The 3,020-nt window shown below is 41.6% G+C and carries 3 protein-coding genes; 2 read left to right on the top strand and 1 reads right to left on the bottom strand.

What is annotated here, in order from left to right; all coding sequences use genetic code 11:
• The first annotated feature begins 73 nt into the window (after positions 1 to 73).
• Positions 74 to 934: a YihY/virulence factor BrkB family protein gene (locus tag QZ359_RS07500; protein WP_293965184.1), complete on the top strand. Its 861-nt coding sequence runs from the start codon at positions 74 to 76 to the stop codon at positions 932 to 934.
• A 79-nt stretch (positions 935 to 1,013) separates the two neighbouring features.
• Here QZ359_RS07500 and queA read toward each other — a convergent pair whose 3' ends face one another.
• On the bottom strand, positions 1,014 to 2,042 hold the full coding sequence (gene queA, locus QZ359_RS07505) for a tRNA preQ1(34) S-adenosylmethionine ribosyltransferase-isomerase QueA (protein WP_293965188.1): 1,029 nt from the start codon (positions 2,040 to 2,042) through the stop codon (positions 1,014 to 1,016).
• A gap of 149 nt (positions 2,043 to 2,191) precedes the next feature.
• Here queA and QZ359_RS07510 point away from each other — a divergent pair, with 149 nt between their 5' ends.
• Entirely contained in the window at positions 2,192 to 2,899 is a 708-nt protein-coding gene (locus QZ359_RS07510; RefSeq protein ID WP_261074533.1) for a glucosamine-6-phosphate deaminase, read from the top strand.
• Positions 2,900 to 3,020: the final 121 nt, after the last annotated feature.

The raw sequence follows: 3,020 nt of genomic DNA on the forward strand, positions 1-3,020 counted from the left end.
CAACCTGCGGCTAGCTTCCTAGTTTGCTCTTTGATTTTCATTGAGTATAAGATTGTAAGTGAAGGAGTGTGATATGAAAAAGTGGTGGAAAGAGCTGATAGACAAGCCTTTAGTAAAAGCTTTTTTGCATTATTATCAAGCATCAGATAGTGAGTTGACCAGTGTCGCCGTAGCCTACTATTGGTTGATTTCGATTTTTCCCCTTCTTTTGGTGGTGGTCAATATCCTCCCTTATTTTCAGATTCCAGTTTCCAATTTTTTAAAGGTCGTTAATGAATTCTTGCCCGATACCATGTATGATGTGGTCGCAAAGATTATTACAGAAGTGCTGACCCAACCGTCAACGGGTTTATTGAGTTTTGCGGTTTTGTCAGCCCTCTGGACCTTTTCAAAATCCATGAATTTCCTACAGAAAGCCTTTAATAAAGCTTACGGAGTAGCAAAAAATCGTGGGATGATTTCTCATCAACTCATGAGTTTGTTTGTCAGTTTTGGCTTGCAGATTCTCTTTGCCTTGGCTCTCTTTCTGAGTGTTTTTGGCCGTATGCTCCTCAACCTTATCAAAAGCTACTGGAAATCAGATAGTCCTCTCTTTGATTACCTGCAAGATCTAACAGGCCCCTTGGTCTATGCCTTGATTTTCGCTATCTTGGTTATGCTTTACTATTTCCTGCCTAATGTTAAGGTGCGACGAATTCGACATGTATTACCAGGTAGCACTTTTGTCTTGTTGACTCTGGTCTTACTGCTCAATATTTTTTCAGTCTATGTCAACAACTATGTTAATCACCTCGTGGACGTCCGTTTCTTCAGTTCCATCATCGTTGTGGTCATGATGTTCTGGTTTATTCTCATCGCTAAGATTTTGATTGTCGGTGCGGTGATCAATGCCAGTGTCCAGAGTTTGAAAGATTCGAGCTTGAGAAAAAATTAACTCAATTTTTATCCATAACAAAACGCATACTATCAAGTTTTTATAATACCTGATAATATGCGTTTTTTGATTATGTAAATTAATAGATAAACATGGCATCGCCAAAACTAAAGAAGCGGTAGTGTTCTTGGATGGCATGGCGGTAAGCGTCTAAGACTAATTCACGGCCTGCAAAGGCAGAAACCAACATGACCAGAGTTGATTTTGGCAGGTGGAAGTTGGTTGAGAAGGCATCCACAACCTTCCATTGGTAGCCTGGTTTGATAAAGATATTGGTCCAGCCAGAATCTGCCTTGATTTGCCCATCAAACTTGGAACCAATAGTCTCCAATGTGCGGATAGAAGTGGTTCCAACAGCGATGACGCGACCACCATTTTCCTTAACAGAGCGAAGAGTGGCAGCTGCTTCCTCAGAAAGCTGGTAGAATTCTGAGTGCATTTCGTGTTCGTCTAGATTGTCCACAGAAACGGGTCTAAAGGTTCCGAGTCCGACATGGAGAGTCAAATAGACCAGATGGACTCCTTTGGCTTGGATTTCTGCCAGCAGTTCTTTGGTGAAGTGTAGTCCAGCAGTCGGTGCAGCAGCAGAGCCACTTTCCTTGGCGTAGACGGTTTGATAACGTTCACGGTCATCCAGTTTTTCGTGGATATAAGGTGGCAGAGGCATTTCACCCAGGCTTTCCAAGACTTCTAGGAAAATTCCTTGGTATTCAAAGCGAACAATACGGCCCCCGTGGGTCAATTCTTCCGTCACGACAGCGCTGAGGCGACCATCACCAAAGTTAACACGAGTGCCAACCTTGAGGCGTTTAGCAGGTTTAGCCAGAACTTCCCACTCATCTCCAGCAGTATTTTTTAGCAGGAGAAGTTCCACATGGCCTCCTGTCTCCTCTTTTTGACCATAGAGGCGAGCAGGGAGAACGCGGGTGTCGTTCATGACAAGGGCATCACCAGGTTCCAGCATGTCAATAATAGAGTGGAAGTGTTTATCCTGCATTTCTCCCGTCTCACGGTTGACGATGAGGAGTTTAGAGGCATCTCGTTTTTCAAGGGGTGTTTGGGCAATCAATTCCTCAGGTAAGTGGAAATCAAAATCAGCTGTATTCATTTTATTCATCATTCTTTCTAAGTTCTAATCCTATCCATTATAACATGTTTCAAGTGTGGGCGCTCTTTTTTTAGAAATTAAATCGTTTTCACTTGACAAAAATTGGTCTATACCATATAATAAATATAGACTAAACGGAGGATGAAAAGATGAAAGTTATTAAAGTTGAAAACCAAGTTGAAGGTGGAAAAGTTGCTTTTGAGATTTTGAAGGAAAAATTGGCCAACGGAGCTCAAACCCTAGGACTTGCGACAGGAAGTAGCCCGCTTGAATTTTACAAAGAAATCGTTGAAAGTGACCTTGATTTTTCAAATCTAACCAGTGTCAACCTTGATGAATATGTAGGTCTTGATGGCGACAATCCTCAGTCTTACCGCCACTTCATGCAAGAAAACTTGTTCAACCAAAAACCATTTAAAGAAAGTTTCTTGCCTCGTGGGGTTAAGGATCATGCTGAAGCTGAAGTTGAACGCTACAATCAAATTTTGGCTGACCATCCAGTTGATCTGCAAATCTTGGGAATCGGTCGTAATGGACATATCGGATTTAATGAGCCTGGTACTCCATTTGACAGTCAAACACATCTAGTAGAGCTTGATCAGTCTACTATCGAAGCCAATGCTCGCTTCTTTGACAAGATTGAAGATGTTCCAACCCAAGCCATTTCAATGGGAATTAAAAACATCTTGGATGCCAAGTCAATTATTCTCTTTGCTTACGGCGAATCAAAAGCAGAAGCCATTGCCGGCACCGTGTCTGGTCCAGTGACCGAGAACCTACCAGCAAGTAGCCTCCAAAATCACCCTGATGTGACGATTATTGCAGATGCTGAAGCGCTCAGCTTACTTGAAAAATAAAAAACGAACCCCTTCAGTTTCTTCTATCTGAGTGCTTTAAACTCTTGTATAAATGGAAGAAAAAATAAAAATTAAACCGCATTTTTTCTTGACAATTATTATTTTTACGTGTAAAATAGAA

Origin of the sequence: Streptococcus sp. (genome assembly GCF_019414905.1) — a bacterium.
GTDB lineage: Bacteria > Bacillota > Bacilli > Lactobacillales > Streptococcaceae > Streptococcus.

Excerpts from the sequence above, each read along its gene's own strand:
- QZ359_RS07500 (WP_293965184.1), top strand. The coding sequence starts at position 74 with ATGAAAAAGTGGTGGAAAGAGCTGATAGACAAGCCTTTAGTAAAAGCT.
- queA (WP_293965188.1), bottom strand. The coding sequence starts at position 2,042 with ATGAATACAGCTGATTTTGATTTCCACTTACCTGAGGAATTGATTGCC.
- QZ359_RS07510 (WP_261074533.1), top strand. The coding sequence starts at position 2,192 with ATGAAAGTTATTAAAGTTGAAAACCAAGTTGAAGGTGGAAAAGTTGCT.